This is a genomic window from Ensifer sp. Root278 (assembly GCF_001429285.1).
In the GTDB taxonomy this organism is placed as follows: domain Bacteria; phylum Pseudomonadota; class Alphaproteobacteria; order Rhizobiales; family Rhizobiaceae; genus Ensifer.
Window position 1 is genome coordinate 536243 of the sequence record NZ_LMJJ01000001.1, and the last position, 17838, is coordinate 554080.

The 17838-nt window shown below is 62.4% G+C and carries 9 protein-coding genes and 1 tRNA gene; 4 read left to right on the forward strand and 6 right to left on the reverse strand.

Features of this window, described 5'->3' with window-relative positions:
• Positions 1 to 12: 12 nt before the first annotated feature.
• The 5 genes from ASE60_RS02610 to ASE60_RS02630 form a co-directional block, all read right to left on the reverse strand.
• Positions 13 to 1323 (reverse strand): capsule biosynthesis protein, encoded by a 1311-nt coding sequence (locus ASE60_RS02610; protein WP_057248158.1) that lies wholly within the window; start codon positions 1321 to 1323, stop codon positions 13 to 15.
• A 28-nt stretch (positions 1324 to 1351) separates the two neighbouring features.
• Positions 1352 to 2944 (reverse strand): LTA synthase family protein, encoded by a 1593-nt coding sequence (locus ASE60_RS02615; RefSeq protein ID WP_057248159.1) that lies wholly within the window; start codon positions 2942 to 2944, stop codon positions 1352 to 1354.
• A gap of 97 nt (positions 2945 to 3041) precedes the next feature.
• Complete coding sequence (locus tag ASE60_RS02620) at positions 3042 to 3881, reverse strand: SDR family oxidoreductase (protein ID WP_057248160.1); 840 nt, start codon at positions 3879 to 3881, stop codon at positions 3042 to 3044.
• Positions 3882 to 3969: 88 nt separating this feature from the next.
• Complete coding sequence (locus ASE60_RS02625) at positions 3970 to 5385, reverse strand: aminotransferase class I/II-fold pyridoxal phosphate-dependent enzyme (RefSeq protein ID WP_057248161.1); 1416 nt, start codon at positions 5383 to 5385, stop codon at positions 3970 to 3972.
• Positions 5382 to 12890, reverse strand: a complete 7509-nt coding sequence (locus ASE60_RS02630) for a type I polyketide synthase (RefSeq protein ID WP_057248162.1) — start codon at positions 12888 to 12890, stop codon at positions 5382 to 5384. Before ASE60_RS02630 ends, ASE60_RS02625 begins: the two co-directional genes overlap by 4 nt.
• A gap of 407 nt (positions 12891 to 13297) precedes the next feature.
• On the opposite strand from ASE60_RS02630, the gene ASE60_RS02635 reads away from it, so the two are divergent.
• The 3 genes from ASE60_RS02635 (at position 13298) to pncB (ending at position 16598) form a co-directional block, all read left to right on the forward strand.
• Positions 13298 to 14479 carry a polysaccharide biosynthesis/export family protein gene (locus ASE60_RS02635; RefSeq protein ID WP_057248163.1) on the forward strand — a complete coding sequence of 394 codons (1182 nt, stop codon included), beginning with the start codon at positions 13298 to 13300 and terminating at the stop codon, positions 14477 to 14479.
• A 176-nt stretch (positions 14480 to 14655) separates the two neighbouring features.
• Complete coding sequence (gene pncA, locus ASE60_RS02640; RefSeq protein ID WP_057248164.1) at positions 14656 to 15255, forward strand: bifunctional nicotinamidase/pyrazinamidase; 600 nt, start codon at positions 14656 to 14658, stop codon at positions 15253 to 15255.
• A 38-nt stretch (positions 15256 to 15293) separates the two neighbouring features.
• Complete coding sequence (pncB, locus tag ASE60_RS02645) at positions 15294 to 16598, forward strand: nicotinate phosphoribosyltransferase (protein ID WP_057248165.1); 1305 nt, start codon at positions 15294 to 15296, stop codon at positions 16596 to 16598.
• Between the two features lie 612 nt (positions 16599 to 17210).
• Here the strand turns inward: pncB and ASE60_RS02655 are convergent.
• A tRNA-Thr gene (locus ASE60_RS02655) sits at positions 17211 to 17285 on the reverse strand.
• 196 nt (positions 17286 to 17481) lie between these two features.
• Here ASE60_RS02655 and ASE60_RS02660 point away from each other — a divergent pair.
• A complete protein-coding gene (locus tag ASE60_RS02660; RefSeq protein ID WP_082615712.1) occupies positions 17482 to 17688 on the forward strand; it encodes a hypothetical protein in 207 nt (68 codons plus the stop codon).
• Positions 17689 to 17838 lie beyond the last annotated feature (150 nt).

A 17838-nucleotide genomic window follows, 5' to 3' on the forward strand; every position in this document is an offset into this window, starting at 1 on the left:
CGTCAGTCGTCGTCACGCGGAGGAGGCGATCCTCGGCCGCTTTTGCGGCTTGCGGCGTGGTGGCGGGTCCACGAAGGCGCCTGGCTGGTTGAGGCTGTTCTCGTTCAGCCGCGTGGCGATCGCCTCGGCGCCGGCATCGCTTCCGGCGCGCGAATAAAGATTTCCGCGTACCTGGATCGAGGCGGCGAGCAGGCGGAACATTGCGTTCGCCAGATCCGGATCTGGCGCCTGCGGCGCACGCCAGAAATCGTCGAGCGGCTGCTGGTCGGTCAGTCCGGCGATGTCGAACAAGGCCGTGCCGAGCACCTTCACCGGTCGCCCCTGCTTCAAGGCATGCAGACCGGCCGTCGAGTTGACCGTGACCATGCCTGCGCTTGCCTCCCCAAGCGTATCGAGGTTGCCTCCATCGAGATAGAAGACGCGCCCGCGAAGGTCGAACGCTGCCGCTCGTTCTTCGATGATCCTGCGCCAGGGGATCAGATCGTTGTCGAGCGGATGCACCTTGAAGACCAGGCGTGCATCGCGTGCGGCAAAGGTGGCGAAGGAAGCCAGCACTTCGGCAATCGCTTGCCTCTGGCTATGGAAGGGTGAGTGGGCCCTGAGCTGGAAATCGGTTTCGAGCTGCAGCGGGTAGACGAAATAGGGCGCATCCGCAGAAAGCAGTTTGGCAATGGTCGCCTCGGCCTCCGCGTTGCGCCGCTTTTCGGACAGGAGCCGGCGGACCCAGCCCGCATATTCGGCGAGTGGATGAAAGATCGCGTGGCGCTGATAGTGTGGGAAGAGGAACCAGAGAAAGACGTTCGGCAGATTGTAGAGCAGGTCATAGCTCGCATCGGCGAGGAACGTCTGGCTATAGTGCTTGCGCCAGTCCGGTTCCGGGACGCCCGCTGCTGCCGCAAGGATCTGCGCCGGATCGGACGGAAAATGCGAATTCGAGGACATGCCGTTGCGCTCGAGCGTCAGCCAGTCCGGCCGAAGATACCCCATCTCGACGATGGCGACTGCGACACCCTTGCGCCGCGCGACCGTGGTGGCTTCCTGGTGGTAGGCGCGTTCCTCGCCGAGCAGCAGCATGTCGGTGATGCCATGGCGCGCGATGAAGGCCTCGAGATAGGCTGGCCAATCGGCCGCCGTGCCGCGATAATTATAGGCACCCTTGCGGCCCCAGATGATCTGGTCGCCGACATTGAGGTTGATCCTCAGGCAGGTGTGGCCAATGGCTTCGAGCCGATCGGCGATCTTGCGGAAGATCGGCGACGAAGGACCTTGCAGGAACAGGAACACCCGTCGCCTTGGCCGATCGACCGCCCCGGTCGATGTCATCGAAGCGTTCTCCATCCGTCGAGCGCCGCTACCGCAGCGTATCCTTTCTGAGGTTGGCGTGGTTGAGCAGGGCCTCGAGCAAGTTCCAGGCTTCGACACTACTCGGTTCCACCGGCTTGTGGGAAGACGACTTGGCCTTGGCAAGCGGTACGATCAGGTAGTCGGTTCGCGGGTCCGGGAAGGGATCGGCAAAGGATTTGAGCAGCGGCGCATGGTCGCCGTAGAAGACGAGCCAGACCGGGCGGTCCAGCTTGTCGAGCCGCTCGCTCAGCGTGTTCAGCGCCGCATCGGATTGTTCGAGAATGGCCAGATAGATATCGACGGGATTGGTAAGATCACCGACGCGACCCGGCTCCCACGGGCCGTGATTGGCCATGGAGGCAACGAAGATGAAGCCGTTTTCATCCTCCGGCAGCTTCTCGCATGCGTCGATCACTTTTGCCGCAAGCTTCTCGTCGGAGACGTAGGGGCCGTCTCTTTCGGGGCGATGGTCGAAGCCGTCGAGCATGGTCAGCTTGGAAAAGCCGAGTTGCGGCATCGCCTTGTGCCGGAGAAAGAAGGTGCGGTCATAGGGATGGATGAAATGCGTGTTCCAGCCGGCGCGCTTCATCTTTCCCGGCCAGACCACGTCGGCATAGTGCGAGGCCCTGAGATAGGGGTAGCTGGCGTCGACGTGGATGTCGTCAGGCACCAGGCCGCTGATGACCGCGAATTCCGTGCGCAGCGTATAGCCGCCTTCGAAGACGCTGCTGAGGCGACCCCATTGCACCGCCTCGCGCCGCAGCCGATCCAAGGTCGGCATGTCAAGCGTATCGACGCCGAAGTGCCGCATGTCGATGAAGGATTCCGATTGCCAGACGACGATCAGCGGCGAGCCGTCGTCGCCGATCAGATCATGCACGGCGGCCCGGACGATCTCGGAGAGTTCCGCGACGATCTTTTCACGCCGCACGCCGAGCCAGACGATGAAGCGGAACACGACCGAGCCGAAGGTGCCGAAGCGCACCGTGTTCACCTTGACGTCGAGTGTTTTCAGCAGCCTTTGCACCAGCGCCGCCGTCGGGCGGTTCACCGGGCCGTAGAAGAGCAGAAGCCAGGGTCCGTAGGCGATCCCGAGCATCAACAGGATCCAGAACGCCTTGCCGCGATCGGGCAGGATGGCCGGCTCGAAATACATGTAAAGGCCGGACACGCCGAAGACATAGAGGAAGGCGACGGTCCAGAAGACGACGTTTAAAGAACTCGCATAGAAAATCGTCTTGTACTTGAAGACGTCGACGACGAGCGCGATATCCGAAAAGATCAGCGGCTCGCGGATGAACTTGAACTTGGCGCGGGAAATGCCGGTGAAGATGATGAAGAAGCTCATCGTGCCGGCTGCGGCATACAGCGGCCGCCAGGAGCCGGCGAAGAATCCTGCAAAGACCAGCGCGATGACCGGCAGGCGGGCAACCGCATCGACGACATCCTGCGTCCGCCCGAAGGGCGAGGGATGGGCGCGCCGCTCCCGCTTCGGCAGGGCAAAGCGATCGGTAAAGAAGATCACCGCACAGGAGAGCACGTAACAACAGAGCGTCAGTGTTCTTGGGTAGTCGTGCAGCTGAAAGGGAAGCAACGCCAAGCGGAAACCTTCATGTCTTCATGCCGGCCGACGCCGCTTGATGCGGCACAGCGTCCGCCCGACACTTAGATCTTATCGCTTGGACGTACAAGCGCCGTCAGGTCCGGCGCTCCGACACTCCACTATTATGCGTCGCGGTGTTGCCGCCGCGCGCAATCACCCTGTCGAACCACCAGTTGAGCAAGGGACGAATGGCCGGCGCGAAGCGGCCGAGGAGAAAGAGCGTGGTGCCGAAGTAGATTTCGAACCGCCCGCGGTCGATGCCCTTGGCGATTGTCTTCGCCACGGCGTCGGCAGGCCAGGGACGGACCGTGCCCATGATTTTGGCCGCTTCCGGAGGACGGCTTGCGAGTTCGCGCTGAAACTGGGGTGTCTCCGTATCCGGCGGAAAACACACGGAGACGCTGACGCCGTGGGCGCAGGCTTCCGAGCGCAGCGCCTGGGCGAAGCCGTGCAGCGCGAACTTCGACGCGCAATAGGCGGAATAGCCGTAGATGCCGATGAGGCCGGCGCCGGAGGAGATCATCATGATCCGGCCATGGCCACGCCGCTTCATGCCGTCATAGACAGCACGGACCGCGTGCACCGTGCCGGAGAAGTTGGTTTCCATCTGGCGTCGGAATGAAGCGCTGTCGAGTTCCTCGAAACGGCCGGGCTCGACGATACCTGCCGATGTCACCAGGATGTCGCAAGGACCGAAGGCTTGTTCGCACCGTAGGATCGCCGCCTCGACATCGCTTTCCGCAGCAACATCGGCAGCCTCGATCCTGATGTTGTCGGCGCTGCTCCCGCTTGAGCGGGCCAGGTCTGCTTGCGCCCGTTCCAAAAGGTCTCGAGAGCGCGCGATCAGCGAGACGCGGGCGCCACGAGCCGCGTAGATGGATGCAACTGCAAATCCGATACCGCTCGAGCCACCGGTGATGATCACATGCGTCATGCTGATATCCCGCTCAAGAGCAATTCCAGGAAAAGTGCGAAGCGGTTTTGCGTCCACAATTGCGCGAAAACGACGCAGTGATCTCGGGTCAGCGCGCCGAGAGCGCTTTCATCATCTGATCGATGTCAATGCCGCCCAGTCCGAAGTTTCGCTCGGTGAGGTCCGTCAGCCGTTCCGCCGTCAATGTTACCGTCCGGCGGATCTGCTCTTCCGTATGATCGCTGGTGATGAAGAAGCGCAGGCGCGCTAGACCCTCGGGCACCGCCGGATGGATGATCGGCAGTGCATTGACCCCTTCGGCAAGCAGATCGTTCGAAAGCTGAACGGCACGCAGGGAATCGCCGACGATAACAGGAACGACGGAAAAGCCGCTGCTGAGACCCGTGTCGAGGCCGGCTTCCTTGGCAAGCTTCAGGAACAGGGCACCGTTGCGGCGCAATGCCGCCGTCCGCGCCGGTTCGCGTTCCAGCACGTCGAGGCTCGCGGTGGCGGATGCGGCCAGCACCGGCGCAAGGCCGACGCTGTAGACGAAGCCGCCGGCGGATGCCTTGAGCACCTCGACCAGTGCTTCGCTACCGGCGATGTAACCGCCACAGCTCGAGGTGGTCTTCGACAGCGTGCCCATCCAGACGTCGATCTCATGCGGATCGACGCCGAAATGCTCGGCAAGCCCCCGGCCGGTCTTGCCGAGGACGCCGAGCGAGTGCGCCTCGTCGACCATCAGCCAGAAGCCGTATTCGGCCCGGAGCTTCAGAAGAGCCGGTAGGTCGGCGACGTCACCGTCCATCGAGTAGATGCCCTCGACGATGACCATGATGCGGCGATAGTCGCCCGCGACGGTGCGCAGCACGTGTTCGAGATCGGCGACGTCATTGTGTTTGAACAGCCGCCGGGTCGCGCCCGAGAGCTTGATGCCGGCAAGCGCGCTGTTGTGGATGAACTCGTCATGGACGACGAGGTCCTTCGGGCCCATCAGGCAGCTGATGGCAGCGACGTTGGTCAGGTAACCGCTGACGAAACAGACGGCGGCATCGACGCCGTAGAAACCCGCGATCTTCTCTTCGAGCGCCATATGCACCGGCCGCTCTCCGGCGACGAGGCGGCTCGCCGAGGCTGAGATGCCAAAGGTGCCGATCGTATCCCGCGCCTTGGCCAGCACCTCCGCATGGCGGTTGAGGCCGAGGTAGTCGTAGGAGGCGAAGTTGATCAGCTTGCGGCCGTCGATGACGGTGGTCGCCCCGGCCGCGGTCTGGTGCGCGCGATAGAACGGATTGGCGATGCCGAGTTGCTCGCTCGCGAACTTCTGGGTCATCACCTGCTTGTATTCCGGCAGATCTTCGAAACGGGCCTGCTGCCGGCGCGCCGGCGGCGGCATCTCCCGCTCCGAGCGCGCCATCCGGTTGCGCTCGGAGGATTGATGCGTGTTCCGCATCCGGTCCAGCAGGTTCTCCTTGAGGCTGCTGGTCATCTTGGATGCGCCTGGACCGTTTCCGTTCGTGCTCATTGGCTCTGTGCTTTTTCCTTCGCCGTGCCGACGTGCCGCTGTGCGAGTTCGTTGACGATCTTGTCGTCGGCGGGCTCGGCATCGTCGCTCTGGTCGCGCTTGCTGACCTTCTCATAGAGCTTGCGGGCGACATCGCCAACCGTCGTGTTGTCCGCGACCCCACTGAGCGGCATGTCGAAACCGGTATTCTGCTGGAAGCTCATGCCGAGTTCGACCGCCATCAGGCTGTCGAGGCCGATTTCCTTCAGCACCTTGCTGCGTGTGACCGTATCCTTCGATACGCGCAGGATCGCGGCGATCTCGCCGGCGACGAGGTCGAAGAGGATGTCCTCGGCCTCCTGCGGCGACTTGCCCTCGATCATTGCGACGAGGTCCATCTGGGCGCCTTCGCCGCCGGTGGCGTGCTGGTCGGCGCTGCGCAGGATGACTTCGAAGAGGGCGTTTTTGGCAACCGGCAGGTTACGCGCAGCCGACCAGTCGATCTCCGAGATCATCACCGTGGCCGCATCGACGGTGCCCGGATCGAAGGCCAGGTGGCTCTCGACCATGTCGAGCGCCGTCTGTGCCTTCAGTGCCGTCTTGCCGATACGCTTGGCGAGCAGATCGTTCACATCGGTGTTCTGGACCAGATATCCCTTGTCGGCGATCGCGCCGAAGCCGACGGCAAGACCCGCAAGACCACGGGCGCGACGGGCGCGGGCGAGACCTTCGAGGTAGCCGTTGGCGGCGACGTAGTTCGCCTGTCCCGGATTGCCGACAAGCGTTGTCGCCGACGAGAACAGGATGAAGTTGTCGAGCTTGTCGTCGTTGGTCAGCTGATCGAGAACGGCGGCACCCTTGGCCTTGGTGTCGATGACCGGGCGGTTGCGCTCGCGATTGAGATTGCTGATCAGCGCGTCGTCGAGCACCATGGCGGCGTGGACGATCGAGCGGAGCGGTGCAATCGCACGCAACTCCTTGAGGAGACGCTCGGTCGCCGTCGGGTCGGTGACGTCACAGGCGTGTACCGTTGCCGACACGCCGGCCTTCGCCCAGGCCTCGATCATCGCCGTCGTTTCGGCATCCGCCTGACCGCGGCGCGAGCAGAGCGCAATCTTCGTCGCGCCTTTTTCGACGAGCCAGTTGGCAGCAGCCAGACCGAATCCGCCGATGCCGCCGACGACGAGATGCATGCCGTTCGGATCGACCTTCATGCCGCCATGCGGGCGCTTGGCGACGCGATGCTTGCCGGTGACCGGAGGCAACACGACGATCTTGCCGATATGGCCCGCATTCTGCATCAGCCGGAACGCGTTGCCGATCTCGTCGAAGTCGAAGGCACGGTAGGGAAGCGGCGTGAGCTTGCCGTCTTCGAACAGCGCGCCGATCTCGGTGAAGATCCGCTTGGTAAGCTTCGGCTGGTTGACCAGCAGCTGGTCGGCGTCGATGCCGAAATAGCTGACATTGCGGCGGAAGGGCCGGAGACCAATCTTGCTGTCGGCATAGTAGTCGCGTTTGCCGAGCTCGAGGAAGCGACCGAAGGGCTTCACGAGTGCCAGGCTCTGTTCCATGGCTTCGGCAAAGAGCGAATTCAGAACGAGATCGACACCCTCTCCGTCCGTTACGGCGCGAACGTCGTTGACGAAACCGAGCGAACGGGAATCGAAGACGTGATCGGCACCCAGCATCGACAGGAAGCGGCGCTTCTCGCGCGTGCCTGCCGTGGCGATGACCTTGGCACCCTTCAGTTTCGCGACCTGCAGCGCGGCAAGGCCGACGCCGCCGGCAGCGCCGTGGATGAGGATCGTTTCGTCCGGCTGGATGCGGCCGAGTTCCACCATGGCGTAATAGGCGGTCAGGAAGGCGACAGGCACCGTTGCCGCGGCAACCGGGCTGACAGTCTGCGGCAACCTGGCGACGCCGGCGCGTGAGACGACGGCGTGGGTCGAGAAGGCGGATGAGGCGATTGCCATGACGGCATCACCGACCACGAGATCGTCGACGCCTTCGCCAACGGCAACCACGTGGCCGGAGAGTTCCATGCCGATCGTCGCGCCTGCGAAACCATCTTCGAGCGCTTCTTCGGGCAGCAGGCCCATCGCCCACATCACGTCGCGGAAGTTGAGGCCTGTCGCGGCAACCGCGACGACGACTTCACCCGGACCTGCGGCGGGAATGTCGCTCTCTTCCCAGACGATGCTGCCCACCTGCGAGCTGACGCGCTGGCGGATCGTTGCGGCCTTGAAGGTGTCGATCGCCGCATGGGCGTTGTCGACCGGGCCGGGCACAGCACGGATTTCGGAAAGCGCCGCGTCTTGTCCCTCCAGCAGCCACTCGCGGTTGGCGTTGGCGCTGCCGAGCAGCGGAGATGCTGCCGCGATCTGCTCGATCGTGGTCGGCGAACCGTCGATATCGAGCGAGTGCACTTCGAGGAACTCATATTCGTTCTGAAGCACGCGGGCGAAGGCCCAGAGACCGGCATTGACGCCGTCGCTTGGAACCGTTGCGCCCGTTGTCCGGCTCGCGATCGGGGCTCCGCCTGGCGCGACGAGCACGAGACGCGGACGATTTTCGCCAGCGGGCTCGGCTCCGCCGATATGCTGACGCAAGGCTTCGGCGAAGGCGCCGAGAGCAAGGATTTGGGTCTGCAGCGAAGCGGAATCGTCTGTTCGGGATGCAGCTGTCGGCGACGCGAGGAAGATTGCCCGCAGCGGCTGTTCGCCAAGGGCCTCGAAACCGCTGAGAAGCGCTGCTTTGTCGGCTGCGATATCGCCGCTGAGATTGACCGGAATAGCCGATGCCGAAGGCTTGTTGCCCTTGCCGCCCGCGATCTGCAGCAGCAGATAGGGGCCGGTAGCCGGTGCTTCGGCACTTACGGCAGCCGCGGCGGCGCCGCGCGCTTCGAGCAGGATGACATTGCCGCTCGCGCATTCGCGGTCTGCAATATTGACGTCGCGCAGGTCGAGATCACCGAAACATTTCTGCCAGTGCGGGACCGCCGCAAGATTGCCGATCGGGAACTCCGCGGTCTGGCTGCGGGCGAACCACCCCTCGGAAAGTCCGAGGGCAAAATCGTTGAAGAGCGATGGCGCGCTGACGGCGGCTATCAACCCGCCGGTATCGCGAAGCGTCGAGCGAAGCGCGGTGCGGACCGCCACGTCGTCCTCGATCAGGCTGTAAAGCCCGTCAGAGGCGCTGACTGCGAGGTCGAAGGACGTGAGCGTTGCAAGCTCACCCTTTTTGAGAATGCGCACATGGGCGTCGTTCTCGAAGGCCAATTCAAGCCCACGCTGGGCGTTGTCGCGCGCTTCGAATACGGTGAGGCTTGCGCCGTGCTTTTCGGCAAGCGTCGCCAGTCGGCGGGTAAAGGCCGACGAAACGCTGCCGAGTTCGACGATGCGCAGGCGCGCGCCGGAAGATGCCGAAGTCAGGATCTTTTCGAGCGCCTCGAGGACGAACGCCATCCGCTCCCGGCTTGCCCCGGAGTGGACGGCTTGATGATCAAGCGTGGCATCGCTGATGAAGGTGGTGCCATGAGCCGTTTCGTCGCCGGCCTGGAGCGCGTCAAGGCGCGCAAGGGCCTCCGCATAGGCATTGTTGATCAAGACGGCTTCGACGGCGCGGTCGGACCGCTCGCCATAGAGTTCGCGCAGGATCTCCGGGACGCTCGGCAGGTTGAAGTCCTGAGCAATCGTCCAGACGCCGTCCTTGTGCTCGCAGAGACCGGCGTCTTCCAGGACGTAGAGGCAGCTCGTCAGGAAACATTGGAAGGCAAAATCGCCGGGCAGGTTGTTGCCCTGAATGGTCGATCGACCCTTGGCGAGTTTGAGCGCAATCTCCTGGCAGGCGCGATAGATGGCTGCGTTGAAGAGCAACGTCGTGTTGTCGACGCCGGCTTCGCTGGCGGCGGGCATGGCGATCTTGATCGGCGCCGGCGCCTGACGCTGCAGACCCGGCAGCGTCGCTTCCGATTGCACGGCCTCGTAGTGGAAGGACAGCGCGTCGAGCGTCTTGTGCTTGCGCAGATAGGTACGGCGGAAGCGGCAATCCTCGAAGTGCGCGATCGGTGCGCCCGACTTGTCGAAGAAATGGAACTTCGCCTTGATCGAATTGGGGCTGACGCGCTCGATCTCGATCATTGCGCGCGCGATTGGCTGGCTGCCGTTGACGACCCGCACCGAACCGAAGCGCACGGGGATATAGGGGGCACCGCTCTTGTCGCCGGTGAAACGATCGAAGAGGGCGACAAGTCCGTGGAAGGTTGCGTCGACAGAGATCGGGTTCAAGGCGTAGGTGACGAGCGGATGGCCAGCAGCATCAGGCGTCTTCAGCTCGACATCGACCAGCCGGTCGCCATAGGCGACGGCCTTGGCCAGCAGCTGGAAGCGCGGGCCGTAGTCGAGACCGAACTGTTTCGCCGTCTCATAGGCACGGCCAGGCGCAACCGTTGCGGTCTTCGCCAAGCCGGCAAGCGACGGATAGGCGCGCTCCTCGGCCGGCAATGGCTTGCGGCAGCGGGCAACCGCATGCACGGCCCAATCGTCTTCCGACAGCCGTTCGCGCGAGCGGATCTCGATGTCGCCGGTCTCCGGCGAAAGCACCGTCGACAGCTCCATGATCTTCGTATCGCTGAGTTCCAGCGGGCGAACGATCTCCAGATTGGTGATCTCAACTTCGTCGCTGCCGTAGAACTGCTGTGCAGCGGCGACAGCGATTTCGATGAAGCCGCTGCCCGGCAGGATCGCCTTGCCGTCCACGACGTGTTCGGCGAGGTCGGGGAAGAGATGGGCGTCGACATGATTCTTCCAGCTGCCGCTGTTCGGGTCGCTGCGCCAGCCGATCAGGCGGTAGGGCTTGGCGGTCCGGCCGAAGAGGTCGGTAGCGTCGGTCGTTGCCGCGGGGCGCAGCTCGACGGGCTCGAACGGCAGGCTGGGAAGGGCGATCGAAGCGTTGCGCTTGCCGAAGACGCGGGTCGTGTCGACCACCGCGCCGTGCGCGACGGCACGCGCCATCGCTGCCGAAATCGGGTCCTGGCCGGTTTCGCCGACATCCCGGAGCAGGGTCGGTACGACCATGCCCGGGGCTGCGGCCTGCTTGATCGTCTCCTTGACATAGGACGACAGGATCGGACGCGGCGAAATTTCAATGAACAGGCGGCAACCCATCTCGATCGCGGCCTCGGCGGCCGCCTGGAAGCGGACCGGCTCGCGCACGTTCTTCCACCAGTAGTCCGGATCGAGTTGCGTGCCATCGAGCGCGGCACCTGTGACCGTCGACAGATAGGCGAGCTCGGTGCGGCGCGGTGCGATATCCGGAATGTCGGAGAGGAAGGCGTCCTTCGCCCGATCGATGATCGGGTGGTGGAAGGGATAGTTGATGTCGAGAATCTGGACCGGGATCTTCGCCTTGCGCGCAGCGTCGCGGAAGGCCGAGATCTGGTCGGCCGGTCCGGAGATCGTCACGGAATTGTGGGCGTTGACCGCTGCGACGCAGAGGTTGTCGAGACCGCGCGCCTCGGCAAAGGCCCGTGCGGCGTCTTCTCCGAGCATGACGGCCGCCATCGTGCCGTGGCCGGCAAGCAGGTCCTGATGCAGCGAGCGCTTCGCCACGATCGAAACGGCGTCGACCAGTGAGAGCGCACCGGCGGCGTAGGCGGCGGCGATTTCACCGACGGAGTGGCCGAAGACTGCGACCGGCTTGATGCCCATGGCAACCAGCGAGTCGGAGAGGGCGGCCTGCACCGCGAAGAGCAATGGCTGGGCGATCTTCGTATCGCCAAGCTTCTTGTCGAGATCAGGATCGGTGAGAAGATCGGTCAATGCGATGTCGGAGTGGAACTTGAACAGCGCGCTGACCGAGGTGAAGCACTGACGGAAATGCAGGTTCTCGCGGAACGCTTCGACGCCCATGCCGGCCCATTGTGAGCCGTTGCCGGAGAAGACGAAGGCGACCTTGGCGTCGCGGACGACGGCTTCGCCGACTTCACCGATGCCGGAGCCCGGCTTTTCCAGGTGGCTGGCGATCGCGCGGACGATATCTTCCGGCTGATCGCTGCGAGCGGCAAAGCGATGGCGCATATGGGTGCGGTTTGCACCTGATGCGGCGATCATCGCCCGTGCTTCACCCTTGGAAGCATGTGCGAACGCCGCCTTATAGTCGCTGAGAAGCGCCTCCAGGCTCGACGCCGTATGGGCGCTCGCCAGGAAGACATGGCCGGAAGACGATGGGTTTGACGCCCTTTCGTCGGCCGCAGGTTCCGGATCGCTGATGACGACGTGCGCATTGGCGCCGCCGAAGCCGAAGGAGTTGATGCCGGCAAGGCGAGCGCGTTTTCCCCTCAGCAGCTCGATCGGGTTCGCCGTGACGCGCACGTTGAGACCGTCGAAGTCGATGTGTTCGTTCGGCGTGTCGAAGTGCAGCGAAGCCGGCAGGTAGTTGTTTTCGAGTGCCATCACGGCCTTCAGCATGCCGAAGAGGCCGGAAGCGGGTTCCGTGTGGCCGATGTTCGACTTGATCGAACCGATCGGCACCGGTGCCCGGCGCTTGGCGCCGATGACCGTTCCGATCGACCAGACCTCGGCCGGATCGCCGACCTTGGTGCCGGTGCCGTGCCCCTCGACAAAGGCTACCTGGTTGGCGTCGATGCCGTTGCCTTCATAGATCGCCCGCAGAAGATTGGCCTGCGCCTCGCGGGAGGGGAGCGAAATGCCGTTGGTGCGCCCGGCCGAGTTCACGCCGGTCGCGACGATGCGCGCGTAGCTGCGGTCCTTCTCCCGGCGCGCCCTGTCCGAGCGGCGCAAGACGAAGACCACGCCACCTTCGGCGCGCACATAACCGGCGCCGTCATTGTCATAGGCGCGGCAAAGCCCCTCGGGCGAAAGCATGCGCGCCTGGGCGAAGCCGACGAAGGGAAGGGGATGGGCAAGGATGTTGACGCCACCGACGATCGCGGTGTCGATCTCGCCCGACGTCAGAGCCCGCATCGCCTGGTCGAGCGCGACCAGCGAGGAGGAACAGGCGGTATCGACCGTCATGCTCGGACCGCTGAGGCCAAAGATGTGCGAGATACGGTTGGAAACGATCGACAGCGTGTTGCCGGTCATGAAGTAAGGGCCGGCGGCAGCCGGGTCCTCGACCGTCAGGTTGGCATGATCGAGGCTCGATGCGCCGATATAGACGCCGACATTCTCGCCATTCAGCGACGTTGCAGAGATATTGGCGTCTTCCAGTGCGCGCCAGGCGAGCTGCAACAGCACGCGCTGCTGCGGATCCATGTACATGGCTTCGCGCTGCGACATGCCGAAGACGGCGGGATCGAAATCATAGAGTTGGTCCAGCACGCCGGCGGCAAAGGAATAGGTCTTGCCCTGCGTGCCCATGACGGGGTGCCAAAAACGCGCGACGTCCCAGCGATCCGACGGAATGCTGGTGACGGTGCACTTGCCCTGACGAAGAAGTTTGAACAACGCCGAAGGCGATTCTGCTCCAGGGGCGAGGCATGCTCGCCCAATTATCTCAACAGCCATGTATGATCGAACGCTCTAAACTGCCGCTAAAGTTGCATCTGCGATTGCGCGTCGGAGGCCGAAATGCAATCGCCAATCGTCATGCTGCCAGGCTATCCCCAGCTATATTCGTTCCGCCTCATTAGTCAGCTTTTAACTTAAAGTCCCTAGCTTTCAACCCCAAAGACTGAAGATATACACGCTGTCAACGCCAATCCAAGGCGGATAGGGCGATAAACCACACTCAAGGTAGAGAAGGTATGACCAGAAAGACGCGGCTCCAAATATTTTGCCCGTCTTGGTCTTCGGATGACTTGTTGTGGGACGGCGATTGTGCTTTTCAGAGACCGGCGAATTCCCGGTCGGGAGATAATGCGGCACGGAACTGTGAGTAAAATCATGGCTGTGTCGAATTTGGAGTGTCGTAGTTGAAACGAGTCAGTGCCCTTCTGCTTTGTACCGCCCTCGTGGGATGCCAGGCCGTTCCGGGCGAGGGGCCGCTGGCTGGGGCGATCGTCAAGGATGCCGGTCAATCCGGCGCCGAGATCGGCCGGCAAAATGCCACCGTTTTTGATATTGTCGATGTGGATGGCCGCTCCGCGCGCCTCGTTTCCGACTATGTCTCGTCGACGCTCAACCGCCGTTTCGGCATTGGCGGCGGCGTCGGCCGAGTCGTGATCGGCGTCGGCGACCAGCTCAAGGTCTCAATCTTCGAAGCCGGCAGCGACGGGCTGTTCTCGACGGCAGAGTCCAAGCAGACGAGCATCGATCTCGTCGTTCAGCCTGATGGCAAGGCTGCGATCCCCTATGTCGGTCCGGTCAACTTTGCCGGCCTGACGCTGGAGCAGGCGCGCCAGGAGATCCTGGAGGCGCTGAAGCAGAAGGCGGTCGAGCCTGATGTCATCGTCACCAGCATGAGCACCGCCTCGCGCAACGTCACGGTTTCCGGTGCAGTCGGCAAGTCGTCGGTCGTGCCGCTCAGCCTCGTCGACGAGACGATCAATGAGGTCATCGCCAAGGCGGGTGGCCCCGTTGCGCAGCCCTACGAGACCTATGTCACGCTGGTGCGCGGCAAGAAGACCGGAACGGTCCTCCTGAAGTCGATTATCGAAAATCCGTCGGAAAACATCCACGTCAAGCCGGGTGACCAGATCTTCGTATCGCGCGACCCGCGCCGCTTCACGATCCTCGGCGCAGTCAAGGCCAACCAGCGTGTCGAATTCGGCGCCAATGACCTGAACCTGCTCGAAGCCATGGGCCTTGCCGGCGGCGGCTCGGACTACACGCTCGACATGAAGGGCTATTTCATCTTCCGTTACGAAGAGCCTGATGTCGTCATGAGCCTGCTTGGCCAGCAGCGTTTCAACGAGATGCTGCGCAAGGGCATGAAGACCGACAGCACGGGTCGCTACCCGATCGTCTACCGCTTCGACATGAGCAAGCCGGATAGCCTGATCGTCGGCCAGACCTTCCCGATCAAGAACCGCGACGTCATCTATGCTTCGCGCCACCCCTCGGTCGACTTCTCGAAGTTCCTCAACTTCATCGCCCAGCCGGTCGGCATCGCCAATTCCGGTTTCTCGATCGCCGACAATCTCAACGGCAACTAATCACGTTAAACAGCTTTTCTCGGGGGCGTCGACCGCAGGGTCGGCGCCTTTTGCTTATCTGTCCTCCTGATTTTCAAAGCACGTGGAAGCGGCTTGTCGCCGCTCAAATTCTGTGATTGATCTTGGACTTAAATCGATTTTGGTGATCGATGGACGTTGGCAGGCAGGAATGAACTATGGCGGATAAAGCGTTGATCGTCGTGGACGTGCAGAACGATTTCTGCCCGGGCGGAGCGCTTGCGGTTGCAGGCGGTGATGAGATCGTGCCGATGATCAACGGCTTGATTGGCCGCTTCGAGCACGTGGTGCTGACGCAGGACTGGCATCCCGCCGGCCATTCGAGCTTTGCCTCCAGCCATCCCGGCAAGACCCCGTTCGAGATGATCGCCATGCCCTATGGCGGCCAGACGCTCTGGCCGGATCATTGCGTCCAGGGAACAGCCGGTGCCGATTTCCATCCGGCGCTCGCGTGGACGCGGGCCGAACTCCTGATCCGCAAGGGCTTCCGGCCCGAGATCGACAGCTATTCCGCCTTCTTCGAAAACGATCGCCGGACACCGACGGGTCTCACCGGCTATCTCAGGGACCGCGGCATCAAGAAGGTGACGCTGTGTGGGTTGGCGACCGATTTCTGCGTCGCCTTTTCCGCGCTTGATGCGGTTACACAGGGATTTTCGACATCCGTCATTCTCGAGGCCTGTCGGGGCATCGACCTCAACGGTTCGCTTCAGGCAATGGTCACGCGCATGCGCGATGCCGGTGTCGAGCTGAACTAGTTCGAGACCCTCGCGCTGAGGAAGGAGAGATTTCACCAATGACGAAGACCGATATCGCCAGGCGTGTCTATAACCATGCCTGGAAGCTCGACCCGATCGTGCGCAGCCTGCTGGACACGGATTTCTACAAGCTTTTGATGCTGCAGATGATCTGGCAGCTCTATCCGGATGTCGATGCGACCTTCTCGCTGATCAACCGCACGAAGACGGTGCGGCTTGCCGACGAGATCGACGAGCAGGAACTGCGCGATCAGCTTGATCATGCGCGCGAGCTGCGCTTCTCCAAGAAGGAGATGATCTGGCTCGCCGGTAACACGTTCTACGGTCGCAAGCAGATCTTCTCGCCGGAATTTCTTGCCTGGCTCGCCAAGTTCCGCCTGCCGGACTATGAGTTGAAACGCAGCGGCGGTCAGTTCGAATTGACCTTCCGTGGCCGCTGGGCGGAAACCACCATGTGGGAAATCCCGGCGCTCGCGATCATCAATGAGTTGCGTTCACGCTCGGCGATGAAGGGCCTCGGCCCCTTTACCCTCGACGTGCTCTATGCTCGCGCCAAGGCAAAGATGTGGTCCAAGGTCGAGCGCCTGCGGCAGTATCCGAACCTCAGGATTTCGGATTTCGGTACGCGGCGCCGACACAGCTTCCTCTGGCAACGCTGGTGCGTGGAGGCGCTGAAGGAAGGGATCGGAAGTTCCTTCTCGGGCTCCAGCAACGTGCTGCTTGCCATGGATACGGATCTGGAAGCGCTCGGCACCAACGCGCATGAGCTTCCGATGGTGGCCGCGGCGCTTGCCCGCAACGACAAGGAACTGGCCGCCGCCCCCTACAAGGTGTTGCAGGACTGGAACCAGCTCTATGGCGGCAACCTGTTGATCGTGCTGCCGGATGCGTTTGGAACAGCGGCGTTCCTTCGCGATGCACCCAAATGGGTCGCGGACTGGACGGGCTTCCGGCCGGATAGTGCGCCGCCGATCGAAGGTGGCGAGAAGATCCTCGCTTGGTGGAAGAAGATGGGCAAGGACCCGCGGGAGAAGCTGCTGATCTTCTCCGATGGCCTCGACGTCGACACGATCATCGAGACCTATCGCCATTTCGAGGGACGCGTGCGCATGAGCTTCGGCTGGGGCACCAACCTTACCAACGATTTTGCCGATTGCGCCCCGACGGAAATCAGCGGCCTCAACCCGATCTCGATCGTCTGCAAGGTCAGCGAAGCCGATGGCCGCCCGGCGGTGAAACTCTCCGATAATCCACGCAAGGCGACCGGCGATCCGGCGGAGGTCGAGCGCTACCTCAAGTTCTTCGGCTCACAGGATTTCGTCGAGCAGGCGGTCAAGGTTTAGCCGTCAAAGCTACTCCAGGAAAAGCCTGGAGCGGCTTTCCAGCACTTCAAAAAAAGAAACCGGCAGAAGCCGGTTTCAAAAGGGGATCAAAGATGTTGCGACTGTCCATCATCGCAATGTCAAATCTGGCAGTGGAATCTTAAGGTTGCGTTAAGGCGCCAACCTGCCGTTGCATTTCACCTCTCTAGAACACGAACATATAGAGAAGGATGATGACGATGAGCGGCACGCCCATGAGCCAGAGAACGATACCTTTCATATGCAAGCCTCCGCGTTACTGCCTTTGAAACGGTAACGCGGCATCGGGGAATACGTTCCCGATGCTTGGTGCTCGAACAGTCGGTTCGATGGCGAGAGTGCCCCGTATGAAATCTACTTTCCCGAGCGGAGGGGGGAGGCGTGGGCGCGCCCGAATCGAAGGATATCGCAATTGGCCGAACACGATAATTGCTCCCGAAGGAAAATTCGGGAGCGGGAGGTCGGACTTTTGCGGACGCCTTGGATGGTTGCCCGAACAGAACGGCAGTGCAGGTGTCGCCGTTTACGCAGGACAAGCCAGGATAGTCGCGGCGTCCCAACGGAGATATCTGATTGATTTCGCATGAGGAAAACTGGTGCTGCTAGAGAGATTTGAACTCTCGGCCTCTCCCTTACCAAGGGAGTGCTCTACCCCTGAGCTATAGCAGCATCTGGCGGCCGGTTCGTTGACAAGCCGCATCAAGCGAGGGGGCTATTGCCATAGCTGAGCGGGGAGTGCAAGTCGCATTTCGAAGTTTTTCGTGAAGACCTGTGAGAAAGTTCGCCGGTGCTTCCGAAGACCCTGGTTTTGCGCTAATGCAGGACTATGCAAACAAACGACAGCGACGGCAAGAAAACCGAGCCCGTGCCGGAAGAGCAGCGGACCGAGGGCAAGGTGCGCCGGGAGAAGAAGAAGGATACGACCGAGTCGGACCTGAAAAAGGCGCGTCTTGCCAGGAACTTGCGCGACAATCTTCAGCGCCGCAAGCAGCAGGCGCGGGCGCGCCGTTCCGGTGCAGCCGATGAGGTCAGCGGCCTTCCTGCCGCAAAAACGGACGAATCCCAAGATTAGTACGGGGCAGGGGCGGCGTTCGCCGGCTCCTTCCCGTTTGCCGGCGGCTCAGCCGTCTGGCGTCCAATTGCATAAATGCCCTTGGTCGGGTCGATCCAGGGCAGCGACTTAACCGATATGGCGACCTTTCGCGTCCGAATGGGCGCGCGG